At 35.9% G+C, this 15,430-nt stretch carries 14 protein-coding genes; 4 read left to right on the top strand and 10 right to left on the bottom strand.

Features of this window, described 5'->3' with window-relative positions; all coding sequences use genetic code 11:
• Positions 1-92: 92 nt before the first annotated feature.
• Both GQR60_RS10885 and GQR60_RS10880 read right to left on the bottom strand, forming a co-directional pair.
• On the bottom strand, positions 93-1,622 hold the full coding sequence (locus GQR60_RS10885; protein WP_124992949.1) for an alkaline phosphatase: 1,530 nt from the start codon (positions 1,620-1,622) through the stop codon (positions 93-95).
• A 96-nt stretch (positions 1,623-1,718) separates the two neighbouring features.
• Complete coding sequence (locus tag GQR60_RS10880; RefSeq protein WP_124992948.1) at positions 1,719-3,620, bottom strand: AMP-dependent synthetase/ligase; 1,902 nt, start codon at positions 3,618-3,620, stop codon at positions 1,719-1,721.
• Between the two features lie 325 nt (positions 3,621-3,945).
• Here GQR60_RS10880 and GQR60_RS10875 point away from each other — a divergent pair, with 325 nt between their 5' ends.
• Positions 3,946-5,418, top strand: coding sequence for an aminotransferase class V-fold PLP-dependent enzyme (locus GQR60_RS10875; RefSeq protein ID WP_124992947.1), 1,473 nt, complete (start codon positions 3,946-3,948; stop codon positions 5,416-5,418).
• Positions 5,419-5,515: 97 nt separating this feature from the next.
• Positions 5,516-6,454 (top strand): metallophosphoesterase, encoded by a 939-nt coding sequence (locus GQR60_RS10870; RefSeq protein ID WP_124992946.1) that lies wholly within the window; start codon positions 5,516-5,518, stop codon positions 6,452-6,454.
• 15 nt (positions 6,455-6,469) lie between these two features.
• Here the strand turns inward: GQR60_RS10870 and GQR60_RS10865 are convergent, their stop codons facing one another.
• Complete coding sequence (locus tag GQR60_RS10865) at positions 6,470-6,847, bottom strand: DUF7670 domain-containing protein (RefSeq protein WP_124992945.1); 378 nt, start codon at positions 6,845-6,847, stop codon at positions 6,470-6,472.
• 177 nt (positions 6,848-7,024) lie between these two features.
• On the opposite strand from GQR60_RS10865, the gene GQR60_RS10860 reads away from it, so the two are divergent.
• Positions 7,025-7,714, top strand: a complete 690-nt coding sequence (locus tag GQR60_RS10860; protein WP_124992944.1) for an HAD family hydrolase — start codon at positions 7,025-7,027, stop codon at positions 7,712-7,714.
• Between the two features lie 2 nt (positions 7,715-7,716).
• Here the strand turns inward: GQR60_RS10860 and GQR60_RS10855 are convergent, their stop codons facing one another.
• The 7 genes from GQR60_RS10855 to GQR60_RS10825 form a co-directional block, all read right to left on the bottom strand.
• The gene (locus GQR60_RS10855; RefSeq protein ID WP_124992943.1) at positions 7,717-8,295 is read right to left on the bottom strand and encodes a peptidylprolyl isomerase; all 579 of its coding nucleotides are present in this window, start codon (positions 8,293-8,295) and stop codon (positions 7,717-7,719) included.
• Between the two features lie 44 nt (positions 8,296-8,339).
• Positions 8,340-9,671 (bottom strand): DUF58 domain-containing protein, encoded by a 1,332-nt coding sequence (locus GQR60_RS10850; protein ID WP_124992942.1) that lies wholly within the window; start codon positions 9,669-9,671, stop codon positions 8,340-8,342.
• Between the two features lie 62 nt (positions 9,672-9,733).
• Positions 9,734-10,714, bottom strand: a complete 981-nt coding sequence (locus GQR60_RS10845) for an AAA family ATPase (RefSeq protein ID WP_124992941.1) — start codon at positions 10,712-10,714, stop codon at positions 9,734-9,736.
• Between the two features lie 13 nt (positions 10,715-10,727).
• Positions 10,728-11,918 (bottom strand): DUF4350 domain-containing protein, encoded by a 1,191-nt coding sequence (locus tag GQR60_RS10840; protein WP_124992940.1) that lies wholly within the window; start codon positions 11,916-11,918, stop codon positions 10,728-10,730.
• Positions 11,915-12,661: a DUF4129 domain-containing protein gene (locus GQR60_RS10835; RefSeq protein WP_124992939.1), complete on the bottom strand. Its 747-nt coding sequence runs from the start codon at positions 12,659-12,661 to the stop codon at positions 11,915-11,917. The genes GQR60_RS10840 and GQR60_RS10835 overlap by 4 nt, the downstream gene beginning before the upstream one ends.
• A complete protein-coding gene (locus tag GQR60_RS10830; protein WP_124992938.1) occupies positions 12,654-13,511 on the bottom strand; it encodes a glycerophosphoryl diester phosphodiesterase membrane domain-containing protein in 858 nt (285 codons plus the stop codon). The genes GQR60_RS10835 and GQR60_RS10830 overlap by 8 nt, the downstream gene beginning before the upstream one ends.
• Positions 13,512-13,529: 18 nt before the next feature.
• Positions 13,530-14,492: a stage II sporulation protein M gene (locus GQR60_RS10825; RefSeq protein WP_124992937.1), complete on the bottom strand. Its 963-nt coding sequence runs from the start codon at positions 14,490-14,492 to the stop codon at positions 13,530-13,532.
• Positions 14,493-14,692: 200 nt separating this feature from the next.
• Here GQR60_RS10825 and GQR60_RS10820 point away from each other — a divergent pair, with 200 nt between their 5' ends.
• Positions 14,693-15,409: an RDD family protein gene (locus GQR60_RS10820; protein ID WP_124992936.1), complete on the top strand. Its 717-nt coding sequence runs from the start codon at positions 14,693-14,695 to the stop codon at positions 15,407-15,409.
• Positions 15,410-15,430 lie beyond the last annotated feature (21 nt).

Here is a 15,430-nt window from a genome sequence, read left to right as displayed (position 1 = left end):
GAATGGTTGAAAGGTGAAATAACCAAGGACTTTTAGGCTTGATAAAAAAACGCCCTGCTAAGCTGCAGGGCGTTTCATATATATTTCAGATTTTATTTGTTTTCAATCAGTTTCATCAGGTTTTTAGGAATGTCGGTATTGTCAAAAAAACCAGTAAATAAACTTGCTCCGGTACCAATTGAGCGAATAGGTATTGGTGAAGCCGTGTGCGAATAAGATGTCCAGCCGATACCTGCTTTGTGCGATAGAATATGGCAAGCAGTTACGGTAAATGGATCGTAACTTCCGTATAGTAGATAGAACTGATCATTCTTTGTCATTTCATCAGCATAAGTCATACTTTTATCAAAGGCATCTTTCAATTGCTGCATTTCAAATGGTGATAATTGAAGGCCTTTTGATGCATCACCCAGACCAAAATGTTCTTTTACCATGTCCAGACCATCAGCAACGCTGTAGTTATCTGCATGTTCTTGTTTGTACAAAGCTAATTTATCTGAAAAAGCCTCGTAAGATAAGTTTTGGTATTGAAGTAAATTAAAAGACGAGTCGTAATGACTGCCGGCAAATCCCAATGCCAAACCTCCTGTTTCGTGATCGCCGCAAACAAGAATTAATGTTTCTTCAGGATGTTTATTGTAGAATTCCATAGCTGTTGCCACAGCTTTATCAAATTGTAATACTTCTTTTATTACCGAAGCAGCATCGTTGGCATGACTTGCCCAGTCAATTTTTCCTCCTTCAACCATCATGAAAAAGCCATTGCTGTTATCTAAAAGCTGAATGCCTTTTTCGGTAAAATCGGCCAACGAAATATCCGCTCCGTTTTTCTGATCTATTGAATAGGGAAGAGCAGAGCCTGCGGCTAATTTGGGGGCGACAGCAATAATTTTATCATCTCCTTTTTTTAGCTTTTTAAAATCATGAACCGTATTTACAAAAGTATATCCTCTCGATTCAGCAACTTTTATAGAGTTAGGTTCTTTATTTTCAATATCTTCAGTTGCTCCCATCCCAAAATTCGACAGGGAATATTTCTCGTCTGTTTTACCATCACCTTCGGGGTGCTTAAATCCACCGCCGGCAAAATAGTTGAAATCACTTTTACTTAAATCAAGGCTGATTTTATAATACATGTTTCGGGTAGGCTGATGAGCATAGAAGGTGGCAGGCGTAGCATGATCGATGGAAACCGAAGATACAATACCTACTTTATAGCCTTTTTCTTTTGCCATTTCAGCAATGGTTTTTAAAGGCTGCAATCTTTGTGCATCCATCGAAATGGTGTTAATTGTAGTTTTATGTCCGGTAGCCAGTGCAGTACCTGCTGCTGCAGAACCTGTAATGAATCGGTTGAGTGCGTAGGTGGTATAAAATCCTTGATTAGGAAGAGTACTCAACTGTAATTTTTTAATGCCGTTGCCGTTTTCCAAAGATCCCAAATAGGCTTCCGCCGCATTGGTTTGCGATAAGCCCATACCATCGCCTATAAAATAGAAAATATACTTGGGCGCTTTACTTTTGTAAGAATCTCTTTTGCTGGGTTGAGCAATGCTGTTAAAGGAAATCAGCAGCAATGCAATGGCAAAAATTTGTTTCAAGTTGATCTTGGTTTGTAACATTTTATTTTGTTTAAATTTTACCAAATCTACTAATTAAATATTATTCGTAATGAGTTTAAATAGTTAATTTGATATTAATTTATAGTCGTGTTGTTTTTAAAAATCCCTGAGGTTTTCTTTGTTTCTGGAATTAAATAAGTCTTTCCCTTCCGGCGTATAAAGAAAATCAATTTGTTCTTTAAAAAAGTCAATAACTTTGCTGCGAACCACTTTCATGGTAGAGTTTAGCAACTTATTTTCTTCGGTAAAAGCTTCGGGTAAAATTCCAATTGCTGTTGGCAGCCATCTGTGAGGAAACATGTCTTCGTGATTTCCTCCCGGACGATACTCATTTAGCTCATTTTGTATTAATTCCAAAGCTGCTGTTTGTCCTTCCTCCGACTCTAAAGTAAGATGGAGTGGTTTTAATCGAGCCAGAACAGCTCCTTTATTGGGAACCACCAGTGCAATGGTATAAGGATTTTGGTTGTTATAAAGTAAACACTGATCAAGTAATGGAGATTGATCCACAAATGCTTCTTCAATCCCTTCGGGGCTAAATTTTTCACCATCATTGGCAATCAAAAGAGATTTGAAGCGACCCAGAACGTAAAGAAAACCATCCTGATCTACATAGCCCATATCGCCGGTATGCAACCAGCCGTCACGAAGAGTTTCAGCAGAGGCTTTATCGTTTTTCCAGTAGCCTTTCATTACATTACCGCCTTTGATCACAATTTCGCCTTTTTCGCCAACAGGAACTGTATTCCCATTGTCGTCGCAGATTTTTAAATCCATATTGGGAACAATGAATCCCGATGATCCTAATTTATGATTGTGGTGGGCATTGGAAGAAATAATCGGCGAAGCTTCAGATAATCCATAACCTTGATACATAGGAATTCCAATTGCGTAAAAGAAGCGCTGCAGTTCAATGTCTAATAGAGCACCTCCGCCAACAAAGAATTTTAAGTTGCCTCCAAAATTTTCTCTCACTTTCGAAAAAAGTATTTTGTCATAGAACATGTATAATGGCTTTAGAAACATACGTGTTCCTTTTCCTTTATTCCAGCCGGCATCATTGTATTTGTAGGCTACTTCAAGAGCCTTATTAAAAAGTTTCTCGGCCTTAGGGCCTTTGGCTTTAATTCCTTTTTCGATATTTTTTTTGAAATTTTTAGCCAGAGCAGGAACACTCAAAATAATGTCGGGCTTAATTTCTTTGATATTATTGGGGATATTCTTTAAGGCCTCCATAGGCGATTTACCTTGCTGAACAGCAGCAATCGAAGCACCTTTTAGCATGAAGCTGTAAATTCCCGCCGTGTGTGCAAATGAATGATCCCAAGGGAGTATTAACAAGGTTTTAAAGCTGGCAGGAATTTCCATCAAATTCGATGCCTGATACACATTACTCGCGTAGTTGTTGTGTGTAAGAATTATTCCTTTCGGATCGGCAGTGGTTCCGGAAGTGTAGGAGATGTTTGCATCATCATCTGCCACAATGTTTTTTTGAATCTCTTTAAGTTTGGATTTATCATTTTCAGATAACTCTTCACCCATTTTCAGTAGTTGAGAAAGTGAAATTTCCTTCTCCTGAAGCTCAATATTTTTATCAAGAACAATTATAGTTTCAATATTTTCCAATTGGTCTTTAATTGATCTGATTTTTTCGAGATGATTGTTTGAAACAACCACAATACGGGCTTCCGAATGATTTAGGCGAAATTTAAGTTCGTTTTGAGCATCTAACTTTACCGATAAAGGAACATTTACTGCACCGGAAAATAAAATCCCAAGCTCCGACAGCACCCATGCATTTCTCCCTTCGGAAAGAAGCCCGATTCGATCTGCTTTTTGAATCCCTAAAGAAAACAAGCCGGCGGCAAACAGCTGCACCTCGTCGTATAGTGATTGGTAACTAACAGATTGATAGTCTGAATTGGTTTTCTCCCACAAAAAAGGATTTTCACCAAACAGATCAACGCTGTTCTCAAAGAGTTGTATGATAGTTTTCATTTACTTCTATATTGTAAGAATGCTCTTGATTTTTAACGAGTTTCAAAAATAGCTGATTAGCCCGTTTTAAACAAGCTGTATGTATTAAAAAATTGTGAATGTATTTTAGTGCAGCTACTTTAATATGTAAATAGCTAAAAACCTGCAAAAACTCCTTGATTTTCGTGTGAAGAATATCTAATTTCCCACTCGTTTTATTGAATGAAATTAATAAATGTTTTTTCTGAATCTTTTTCACCCAAAAGTGGGTTTTAGTTGTCTTTAAAGAAAGGATAATTAATAAATTACGACACAAACAACAACAACATACATAAGCCTAAACTAAATGAGTAATCTGGAAAAATATTTTAAAAAGTTTCGTAAAAATACGATTGGTCACGATGCCGGTTTTTATTCCCCATTCGGAAAGCAAAGAATTATTTACGGCGATTGGATTGCAAGTGGTCGCTTATATGCACCTATAGAAAAGAAAATAGCGGAAGAATTTGGTCCGTATGTAGCAAACACGCATACTGAAACGAACGAAACAGGCACTTTAATGACTCAATCCTATCGTCGGGCTCAAGAGTTGATTAAAAAGCATGTAAATGCAGATTCTGATGATGTAATTATTCATGCCGGTTTCGGAATGACTGCGGTTATTAATAAGCTGCAGAGGATTTTAGGTTTGAAAGGTTGTGGAATTTTAGGACGACACGCTTGTCAGAAAGAAAGAGAAAAACCAGTTGTGTTTATTACTCACATGGAGCATCACTCCAATCAAACTTCATGGTACGAAACCAATGTTGATGTAGTTGTGATTCCTCCCGGAAATGATTTGACTATTGATCTGAACGAGTTGAGAAATCAGTTGGAGAAATACAAGGAACGTAAAATGAAAATCGGATCCTTTACTGCTTGCTCCAATGTAACCGGTATTGCGACTCCTTTTCATCAAATGGCTAAAATAATGCACGAATTTGGTGGAATTTGTTTTATTGATTTTGCAGCTTCAGCACCCTACGTCGATATTAACATGCATCCTGAAGATGAATTGGAGAAATTGGATGGAATTTTCTTTTCACCCCATAAATTTTTAGGCGGTCCGGGTTCTTCCGGAGTAATGATTTTTGATTCAAAACTATACAAGAACGAAGTCCCCGATAATCCGGGCGGAGGAACAGTGGATTGGACCAATCCATGGGGGAAATACAAATATGTTGATAGTATTGAAGCCCGTGAAGATGGCGGAACGCCTGGATTTCTGCAGTCAATTCGAATTGCTTTGGCAATTGAAGTGAAAAATCAGATGGGTACTAAAAATATTGCAGCAAGAGAAGAAGAGCTTCTCAATTTGGCATTCGACCGTTTAAAAGCAGTAAAAGACGTACATGTACTTGCCGAAAATATCAAGTCACGTTTGGGAATACTGTCTTTTTATGTAGAGTACATTCATTACAACCTTTTGGTAAAACTGTTGAATGACCGTTTTGGAATTCAAGTACGCGGCGGTTGCGCCTGTGCAGGAACCTATGGTCATTATCTGTTGGAGGTAAGTCAGGAGCAGTCTGATGCGATCACAAGTGAAATTACATCAGGCGATTTAACTCACAAACCAGGATGGGTACGTTGGTCTCTGCATCCTACAACAACAAATAAAGAGGTTTTGTATTTTATTGATAGTTTGGAGAAAATTGTGGAGAATTTCGAAGACTGGAGAAAGGATTATTCCTACAATCGCAAAACAAATGAGTTTTTCTATAGTGGAAATCAAGAAGTCAAGAAAAAGATTGTTGTTAATGATTTGTTCAAATTCTAATAAATTTGTCTCTTCTTTATAGATATGATTTTAATCCTGAGAATTTCTTTTCAGGATTTTTTTATATTTTTGATTTGAATAAAAAATAAAGATAAGCGTGTACGATATTATAGGAGATGTTCATGGTGAGGCTGCAACATTGCAGCATATGTTGCTTAGTCTGGGTTATATTGAAGGGGAGGAAGGATATTTTCATCCTGAAAGAAAAGCTGTTTTTGTTGGAGATTATGTGGATCGGGGGCCCCATATTTTTGAGACACTCAGAATAATCCGGGAAATGGTTACTGCCGGTAATGCTTTTGCTATAGTGGGAAATCACGAACTGAATGTACTTACTTATTATACCAAAGATAATGATGGTCTGTTTTTAAAAGGGCATAATCTGAAAAACAAAACTCAAATTAAAAAGACCTACGAAGAGTTTAAATTGGATAAGGTGAAACGAAAATTTTATCTGAAATGGTTACGGTCTTTGCCTTTGTACTTAGAATTGGACGGATTTCGTGTTGTTCATGCTTGCTGGGATCAGGAAGCGATAGAGCTTCTGAAAAAGGAAAACCCGGAAAATTGTTTGAGTAAGGAGTTTTTACGAAAAATAAATTTTGAAAGAGGCAAAGTATTTGATGCTGCCATGCTTCTGTTAAAAGGGAGAGAGTTTGCTTTTCCTGATAATTTGGTGCTGAAGGATGATTATGGTTTTAAACGTTCAGCTTATCGGATTAAATGGTGGGAGCCAATGAATGGGAAAAGTTTTGATGAGATTTCATTTGGAAACAGATTTCGCTTGCCCCAATACACCATTCCATCTCAACTCTACTTTGATATTCCACTTTACTCCGAAGATGAATATCCGGTATTTTTTGGACATTATTGTTTGGGAGATAAAGCAGGTGTTGTTCGTAGTAATTTATGCTGCGTGGATGGCTGCATTGCTAATGACGGCGTTTTTGTTGCCTATCGTTGGGACAATACACTTCCATTGAATCAGAAGAATATTATTTCGGTAAAAAAAGTTAAGAAGTCTTTGGTGAAGTAGACAGGATATTGCTCGCTATTTGTTTTGTTTTTTCTTCCAGTAAATCAGAAATAAAATTCCGGAGAAGGAAAGGGGAATAAACAGGAGTAAAACCGCCCAACTATTGGAATCAATAAATGCGTAAAGAGTGATTAAAATGCTGCTGATTACGAGCAGTAAACCACCCAGTCCAACTTTCCAGAAAGAGATTAGAAAGCCACAGCCGTAGGCAATCGAAAGTAGATAAAAGAGTAATATCCATCCTTCATTGCCAGCTGTTTCGTTACTTAATAAGGCAATAAATTCAGGCACCATAAATAGCATGAAGATACCTGTAATCAGGAATCCGATAATTCTGGCTGCAATAAGATAGAACTGCGATGGATGGTCTTGAAATAACGTACGTTTTTCCATAGGTTATGCGCTTTTTGATAATATGTATTTTTAAATTACGGAAATACTAAAATAGAATCAAATTTAATTGCTAATGAGTGGCTTGCATGTATTGTGATGTGCAGCTGTTTTTTGCAGTTTAGTTTTTTTGTATTCTTAAAGTCTTTTTGCAGCTTTGCTCTATCAAAAGAAATAAATATGAATGGAATAAAAGTGATTGCATTTGATGCAGACGATACCCTTTGGGTGAATGAACCCTATTTCAGAGAATCTGAAATGGAGTTTTGTAATCTGATGAAAAATGGAATGAGCCTTGAGGAGGTTACCGAAGAATTATTTGCAACGGAGATTGGCAATATTCCTCTGTATGGATATGGAACAAAGGCTTTTATTCTATCCATGATAGAAACAAGTTTGAAAATAACCAAAGGAAATATTAGTTCCGAAAAAATTCAGTCAATTATTGAATTGGGAAAACGGCAGATGAACAAGTCGATTGAATTAATTGATGGTGTTGTTGACGTGCTGGAAAGTCTGCAGGGAAAATACAAGTTGATTGTTGCTACCAAAGGCGATTTACTCGATCAGGAAAGGAAATTGAAAAAATCAGGATTGCTAAAATATTTCCATCATATCGAGGTGATGAGTGATAAAAGGGAAGATGACTATAAAAAGTTGATTCAACATCTTGATATTCCTGTAAATGAGTTTCTAATGGTAGGAAATTCTTTAAAATCAGATATAATTCCCGTATTGAACCTTGGTGGCAAGGCTGTTCATGTTCCATTTCACACAACCTGGGAGCACGAATTGGTGAGCGACGAAGAAATAAAAACAGTTGGAATAACCGGAATTCAAAACATCCGGGAATTACTTCAGCTAGTATAAGTCTACTGTACTCTGGTTATTGATAAAATATCGATTCGTTCAACCAGCATTTGTTCATCATCTTTTTGTTGTTGAATTAATTTGACAACGTCCATTCCTTTGATCACTTTACCAAATGCGGCAAAACCTTGTCCGTCCGGATTACGCATTCCTTCAAAATCTAAATTGGGTTGATCGCCGATACAAATAAAAAATTCTGTTGAGGCCGATCCCGGCTGATTTCTTGCCATGGAAATAACACCATCGGTATGTAAAATGCCGGTTTCTTTTGTTGTTTCATGTGCAATTGTCGGCTTCTGATCTACAATGGAATCGAAGAATAATCCGCCTTGAATGACTTCAATTTTAATGTCATTATTAGGTTGGTTATCCATTCTTACCACACGGTAAAAGCAAACATCCTTAAAAACATTGTTGTTCACATTTTCCAAAAAGTAATTGGCTGTAATGGGTGCTTTATCTTTGAAAATTTCCAATTTGATTGTTCCTAGTGTCGTCGTAATTTCAACTTTAGGATTTTGAGCGCTCGCAAAGTCTGCAAGTATTATAACAGATACAAGAAGAAGATAAATGTGTTTCATGATTCGCGTTTTTCTCATTTCAATATCTCAATTGAATAATCTGTTTAGATCAGTCCTCTGGACTTAAATTCAAGATATTTGTTGAGAGTATTAATTGTTAGGTCTTTAGGATTGCTCAATATCGCATGAATTCCATATTTTTCCAATTCTTTTACGATTAATTTTTTGTCGTAAATAAATTTTTCGCCTATGGTTTTAATGTAAATATCTTCTATGCTTTTTGCGGTTTTTTTAGTGATTTCCTTGATTTCTGTATTTGTAAAAAACACAAGCATTAACAAATGATCTTTTGCCAATCCCTGTAAATAGGGTAGTTGACGTTTCATTGAATCAAGACTTTCAAAGTTGGCGAAGAGAATTAGTAAGCTTCTGCTTCTAAGTAACCGACGGGCAGAATTGTGTAATAATTCATAATTTGGTTCGGGATAATTGGTTTTCTGGTTGTAGAGAACCTCCATTATTTTCCTTATCTGAGTTCTTCTTCCATCAGCAGGAACGTGAGCGTTGATATTTTTCCCAAAACAAATTACTCCGGCTTTGTCATGCTTAATTACCGCGGTATTTGAAATTACCAAACTTGTATTAATTGCATAATCAAGAAGAGTTAAACCATCAAAGGGCATTTTCATCGATCGGCCGGTATCAATAAGACAGTAAACAGGTTGTGATTTTTCATCCTGATACTGATTCACCATTATTTGCGATTTACGGGCAGTAGCTTTCCAGTTAATGGTTCTGTAATCATCACCTTTTACATACTCCCGAATTTGATCGAATTCCATTTGGTGCCCGATTCGTCGTATTCGCTTCACACCATAATCGTTCAAACGGTTCGAAATGGCTAATAATTCGTATTGACGCATTTGCATGAACGACGGATAGCAGGGAAGCATCTGCTCGGCCTCTATTTTGTACCTTCTTTTGATGAGCCCAAAAAATGAGGCAACAAAAACATTCAAAAAACCAAAATGATATTCACCTCTTGCAGTGGGTCTTACTTCGTAATTTATTTGCTTTTCTTCGCCCGATTTTAGTTGAAAAGAATAAAGAAAATCCCTTTTTTGAAACTGAACCGGCAATTCATCAATAATATCTATCTGTGTAGATACCGAATAATTATTTTCTACGAGTATTGAAATACTATTCTCATCTCCGTTTGATAGTTTCTCCGGGCATTTTCGTGATGCAGTAATTCCTTTTTTATTTCGGTAGAGAATGAAAATATCCAAAGCCAGACATACCAAAAACAAAAGTAAAAGTAGTCGGGCCACCGGAAATAGGAATGGAATAAAATGCCCGAGAATCGAAATTACAGCCACAATTACCAGTATCCAGTAAAAATTTGGTTTTAGATATATTGATTTAATGAATTTCATTAATTGTAGTTCATTAGTATTGGGAACATTGTTTTTTTTCTGAACCGATTCGTTCGGATTTGCTATCGTGGAATTTCAATTCCTTCCATAATTTGCGCAATGATTTGCTTCGGAAGCACGCCTTCCATTTCCTTTTCAGGAGTTAGTATTAGTCTGTGGTGCAAAGCGGGAATTGCCACCTCTTTAATATCATCAGGAGTAACAAAATCTCTGCCTCTGATAGCTGAAAGAGCTTTTGCAGCCATCATTACTGCAACTGATGCTCTCGGCGAAGCGCCCAGAATAATTCCAGGGTGATTTCTTGTGTTTTGAACAATTTGAACAATGTACTTCTGAAGGTTCTCATCAATGTGTATCTCCTGAACTTGCTGACGCAACATGTTAATTTGCTCCGAATTCAAGACTTCAGTTATTTCAAATGTTTCATTTTTACCTTTTCTTTCATTTTTTGTCGCCAAAATTTCAAGTTCCTCCTGTTCGTCAGGATAAGTGAATTCTATTTTCATGAGAAAACGATCCAGCTGCGCTTCCGGCAAACGGTAAGTTCCTTCTTGCTCAATAGGGTTTTGTGTTGCAATTACCCAAAATGGCTGTTCCATTTTATGTGTGGTTCCATCGATACTAATCTGAGCTTCTTCCATCACCTCGAAAAGTGCCGATTGGGTTTTTGCAGGAGCACGGTTAATCTCATCAATCAAGATAATGTTTGAGAAGATAGGACCTTTGTTAAACTCAAATTTTGACGTACTTAAATTGAATATGGTAGTTCCCAAAACATCGGAGGGCATTAAATCCGGGGTAAATTGAATGCGCGAAAAACCGGAGGAAATTGATTTGGCAAGCAGTTTGGCTGAAAGAGTTTTTGCAATTCCGGGAACACCTTCAATTAAAACATGGCCTTTAGCAAATAATCCTACCAATAGCAGGTCGATATTCTTTTCCTGACCGATGATTACTTTTTTAATTTCATATTTAATTTGGCCAATCAAATGATTGAGCTCTTGCAAATCTATACGGTTTTTAAATTGCAGTTTATTTTCCATTGTAGGGTTTATTTTATTTGCCGGATTTATAAATGTATTCCACTTTTGAGTGTAAGTCTTCCAATGTCTCCTGTGATATATTCTGAGAATTAGAAATTTTATCTACTTGATTAAAAAGAATTTCAAGAGTTTTTAAGGAGATTCCTGAGCGTTTACTTACTTCATTTAAAGTATCAATGGTTAAATCGATATGATAGCGGCTCTTACAAAATTCCTTCAGGTATTTAATTTTCTTTAAAGCAATGTCTTTGTGATTTTTGCGGTTGTAATACAATCGCCCCATTGTTCTAATAAACTCAAGAGAGGTATTGGGCAATGGTTTTAGAACAGGAATCATTTTTTGCTGACGCTTACCTTGAAAAATAAGAACAAGCAGAAGGCAGGTAATCAAAAGATAGTACGCCATTTTTAATGGAGGACTCGAAAGCAGAAAAATGATTGGGCTTGTGGAGCGTAAAGCTCTAAGAGGTTTGTAATATTCATCCCAAACTATCGGATTGGGAGGTAAATAGCTAAATGATCCTGCAATATAATTTGCATTCTCGTTTTGTACAACATTGTAATTGGTAAAGGCTAACGGCTGACAGCTAATAAAGAAGTTGCCTTTTCCACAGGGAATTTTCACCAACTGAATTTTCCTTTGATGATCTCGTCCCAGAACAATTGCACTGTCCTTGTTAAATTTGGCTATTGTTGAATTGTCGAATGCTTTTGGGTATTCATATTTCGATTTCTCTTGTAAATCAGGATTTTCGAAATTTTGAGATTTTCCTTTTGTTGCTGCTAATTCTGAAAACAGAATATCGCTTTCGATGTGTACATGCAAAGAATCTGAAAAGGCTTTTCCTAAACTTGAACTTGCAATGAATATTTGATTTCCATTTTTAGCCAAATCCATTACTGTATTGATTTCCCATTCCTGAGGAGAAAAATCATTGGTAACAAAAATGTAATTCTTTTTTGTTGAGAGACTATCAGTCTCCGGATAGTTGAAAATGGCATTACTGCTGATTTTAAATTCCTGATCAGGAAATAAATCGTTCTGTATTAATTCCTTTAGCAGAAAACAACCAAACGGTCGTTTGTCATCCTCATTAAAACTTTTTGTCCAGTCGATTGGCTGAGGCGCAAAAAGTTCCATCAATATAAGAATGATTAGAATTCCAATTACGGGAAGTGCATTTTTAGGGATATTTAGTCTCATGATGCGAATTCTTTTACTTGCGGGAGAAGGAGATTCAATCGGCCGAATTCTTTATTAATTTGGTCGTAATCTTGTTTGTTTATTGGGAAGTCGCCATACCAAACGGCTTCATACAATTCGCTTAATTCAATAAAATCAGCCTTTATTTTATCCTGTTTTATTTCCCGGATGTAATCGTAATTGGTTTTTTCCGATTTCCAGCTTATTAAATTGTGCTGACTTAAACTTTTTAACAGGGATAAAAAGTGATAACGCAAAGCCAAACGATACTCTTTTTGAAGAAATGCTTCATTAATTTTTTGCTCCCAATTTATTTTTGTTGGGTTCGCAGTTTCACTAAATTCCAGAGATGTAATTTCCTGTTGGGAACGGAACAAGCCGGTAAATTTGCTTTTGTAAATCAGCGCAATAAGAATGATAATAAGCACAGCAAGAATGATATATCTCAGGAACCAGATGATTCCCAGTCCTTTGATCATGAAATTTAACCAATTTCTGATCCACTGAGTGAAACGATCCCACAAACTTTCTTGTTTTACATCGGTAAAATCGTAATTGAAATCGCTCTGTTTGCGATAATTTTCAATGCGTTCTTTCGGAATGGATTTTTCCCACAATTGAACTTGTCCGGTATCAGCAACGATGGTATCCGGGCGGAAAGTTTCCTGTGCTAAAATTTGGCTGGTTCCAATAAATAGTTGAAACCAGCCAATAAATAGTATTGTAAGTATTTTTTTATTCATTAGCTCCAACGCTTTCCAACTCTTTTAGCAATGCGGGATTTTGTTTTTGCTCAACCAGACTAAAATAAAGAATTCCAATTCCTGTAAATGGAATTACTTGCATAAAGCATGCTCCCATTGCTTGGATAATAGAAAATAGAATGCTTAAACTTTGACTTGCTGATGAAGCTCCATTTTGCACCATATGAAAACCTGCCATTCCTTGATAAATAGTGGTAGGTATTTGAAATATAAATTGTAATGCTCCAGCTATCAAACCTAGGATTAGTAAAAACCCAAATGTTTGCCACCAGTTATTTTTAATTAATGAAAAACAAGAACTTAGAGCTTCGCTAAGTGAATCACCTTGAAAAATAATAATTGGAATAACCAGACTAAAACAAATCATTAAATAAATACCCGGAATTAGTAAGAATATAAAACCAAGACCTGAAAGAAATCCAATAACAAACATAGAAAGGAAAATTTTAGGAGCAACACCAAGCATTGATTTCCAAACTTGTTTTAATTCCACTTCATTATTTTCCGATGCTTTGTATAATTTGATGTATTGAAATACAAATGCCATAGAAAACGTATAAGTAATCATGGTAAACAGATAGGTGATTAGCATTGAACTCATTGCTCCTTGCATTGCAGCAAACGGATTTGATGAAGGCCCTGATGAAAGAGTTGAAAGTGCTTCATATTGATACACACCTAGTGCTATTCCTTGTAATAATGCAAAAGGGATAACGAAATAGATCATTCCCATTAGTAAATTTTTAAAATTGTACTTAATAAAAAGAAATGTGTCGTTGAATAGTTCCCCGAAATCACGGTTTTTTTCGAATTTAAAATTATCAGTCATTTTTTTAAGATTAGAATTTTATAAATTGTTTAGTTTTTGATAGACTCGTTTTGGGTTAATTATAAAATACCAAATAACGAACAGCAGGGAACAGATAATAATGATCCAGCTTAGCCATATTGACATTTCGGTATGTCGGGTTACATAGCCTTCTAAAAAGCCGGCAACAATAAACATAGGTATAATTCCAATTACAATTTTAATGCCTTTGCGAACTCCAATTTGCATGGATGTTTTGCGAGGCAGGGTGCCAGGGAAAACAATACTGTTTCCCATTACAATTCCTGCCGCTCCAGAGATAATAATGGCAGAAATTTCAAGCGTTCCATGTATCCATATTACCCGGGTGCTTTCCCAGAACAAACCATTTTCAACAAAGAAATAAGTGAAGCTTCCCAGCATAATTCCATTATTAAAAAGGATGTATCCGCTTCCGAAAGCAGTAAGTATCCCAAAAACAAAAGCCATAAAGGAAACTTTAATGTTATTGATGGTAATTCCTAGAAACATTTCTGTTTGCCCTTCCTGTTTGTAAACGGCCATTGGATCTCCTTTTTTGATGTTGTCAATGGTCATATTTACGTAGTTATCTCCAAGAATAGTACGTACAAAAGACTGATCATTAATTGTCGATACTACACCCAAAAGAGCAGCGGTAAGAAATATTAGTAAAGAATAAAGTAATTGTTTTCGTGTTTGGAAAAGAATTAAAGGCAAATCTGTAGTCCAAAACTGCTTGAATTTTCCCTTTTGTGCTTTTTGGTTTTTATAAATTTGTTGATGAACACTCACACTTAATTGATTGAGATATTCAGTAGTAGATGAATTTGGGTAAAAGGTTTGTGCATAGGAAAGATCATCCGTTAATTGGATGTATAAATCGGCAATGGAATCAGGATCGTTATGGGATTCATCAGCAAGAAGATTTTCAAATTCTATCCATTTTTTGCTGTTGCGATCCAGAAAAACTACTTCTTTCATTTAAGGGATTTCTGTAAAACAATGCTAAAGTTATTGTAATTAAGGAAAATTACAAATGTTTGATTAAGGTTAAATGGTTGATGAGTTTACTAACTAGCAATATGTCAGTAGAATGATTTTAAATGATGAAAATAATTATTCGATTATTTCTTTTGTTTTCTTATGATAGGTATCTTCGGGTTCACAAAATTTAATAGTAAATGGCAGATATAGGAATAGAAACAACTCAAAATGTTCGCATTAATTTTCAGTTGGCAAGTATTGGAGAAAGAATATCAGCGACCTTGCTTGATCTTCTGTTCTTCTTTGTCATTTATATGATTCTTTTACTTGTAATTGGCTTAATAGGAAAAGATGCAGTTTGGATATTGTTTTTACTAGTGCCGTTAATGTTTTACTCCTTGATATTTGAGGTTTTTATGAATGGTCAAACTCCGGGAAAAAAAATCATGAAAATTAAGGTAAGTACTGTCGACGGATCAGCACCCACTTTTCTAAATTATTTGATTCGATGGATGTTTCGATTGGTTGATATTTCGTTGACCTATGGTATTTGTGGTATTTTGTGCATTGTAATAGGAGAAAAAGGACAACGCCTGGGCGATATTCTAGCTAAAACAACGGTAATAAGAACAAAGCGAAAAGTGTCGATTGAAAATACGATTCTGGTTGATATCCCCCAAAATTATGAGCTTGTTTTCCCTGAGTCCCGAAAAATTAATGAAAAAGACCTGCCTCTGTTTAAAAAGGTGATTGCTCAGATTGAAAGCATGGAAGACCCGGTTGAAAAGCTGCAATTTGGGTTGCGGGCACGAAAAAATGTGATGGAAAAATTGGGAATCAAAACAGAAATGCAACCTCTCGAGTTTTTTAAAACACTAATTGTTGACTACAATTTAATCCACCGCAATCGATAAGGAGTTTTAAAATATACAAAG

Origin of the sequence: Labilibaculum euxinicum, assembly GCF_009795715.1 — a bacterium.
GTDB classification, from domain to species: Bacteria; Bacteroidota; Bacteroidia; order Bacteroidales; family Marinifilaceae; genus Labilibaculum; species Labilibaculum euxinus.
This window is presented reverse-complemented; position numbering and strand designations above follow the sequence as displayed.